The organism is Aliterella sp. E5.1 (genome assembly GCF_057473825.1).
Map to the genome: position 1 here is coordinate 1 of NZ_JBYCCV010000391.1, position 1,345 is coordinate 1,345.

1 protein-coding gene and 1 pseudogene are annotated in these 1,345 nt (G+C 50.0%); both read left to right on the plus strand.

Annotated elements, in window-relative coordinates; genetic code table 11:
- On the plus strand, positions 1-1,091 hold a 1,091-nt coding region (locus AC2VE5_RS27570; protein WP_486890712.1), incomplete at its 5' end, for a CO2 hydration protein.
- Between the two features lie 63 nt (positions 1,092-1,154).
- A pseudogene (locus tag AC2VE5_RS27575) lies at positions 1,155-1,345 on the plus strand (proton extrusion protein PcxA); the annotation flags it as partial.

Sequence of the window (1,345 nt, forward strand, 5' to 3'; positions counted from 1 at the left end):
CCCTTAGCTACTATATCCATCAACTCGAATCGGGTCACACCCTGCTGCCTAACTCAGAACATCACGTCAAGGAAGTTGTGGGCATTCTGCACAGTTACGGGATTGTCCTGGATGCCTATTCCAAAAATTTGATTTATATTGCCGAGAATGCGTTTCTAGAGCCGTTTCCCATCTTCAAATATTTCAACAAAGAGATTACGTTCAAGAAGATGATGAAGTACGCATGGCATGATCGCATCAACTTTGAATATGCCGAATATTGCATGAAGGCGATGCTGTGGCACGGCAGCACCACCTTTGATGCATACCTGGATTCCCCAGAACTCGCTGCCCTGGCTGAACCGGCGATCGTTGCCAAGTTCCGCTACAATCCCGTCTTCCAGGGATTCCATCGCCTCTTTCCTGCCTTTTTCCCGGAACAGGTGCGGCAACTCTGCTACTACAGTGCTTTGGGTCAATTCTGGCGCATTATGAGCGATATGTTCATGGACTTGTCGGCTCGCTATGATCGCGGTGAGGTTCCATCCATTCGCTATGTTGTCGATCACATTTGCCAGGGCTTGGGGGACGCGGCTGCTACCCCCATCACGTATGTAGTCAAAACTGGCAACCAATTCTACGACATCATTCCCCTTTCCGCCGGAATCACATTTTTGATGGACGTAGCAGTTCCCTACGTGGAAGCTGTGTTCCTGAAGGGAACGCCCTTTTTCGGCACGATTTCTTACAACGCGCAGGCGCACCAGATTTCTCCCAATCCGGCTGAATTTGCCTACGGCGCACTCTACGCCGATCCGCTCATGACCGGATCCGCAGGTATTCCACCCACCCTGCTGATGCAAGATATGCGCCACTTCTTGCCCAATTACCTGCACGAGATTTACCAGCGATCGCCCAGAGGCGAAGACGACCTGCGGGTGCTAATCTGCCAGACCTTCCAAAAATCCATGTTTTGCGTCACCAATGCTGCCATTCAAGGGCTAGCTCCCCACGCCCTCACCACCACCGATCCAGTTGAGCAGCAAGCAGTTCGTACCTACCTGGAAGGCTGGATGACTCGCCTCCTGCCCTCCCGTTTATCCACTCTGTAACAACCTTCATTGTACGAACTAACCTCCTTTCCGAATCTCTTAGCTATTGCCGAAAATTTGATAATGAAAGTTAGCCTATTAACCAGATCCTTTGATGCGTCTCGCAAGACCTTGTCGGATCAGCTACAAACTGCCTATCAGTGGTTCACCAAAACACCAGAACGAGCTTTGGAGCAAGCCTATCAATCTGTACTAAACATTCAAGTGATCGAGCGCAAATATTTTGATGGCAATGACATCGATCTGACTTCAAC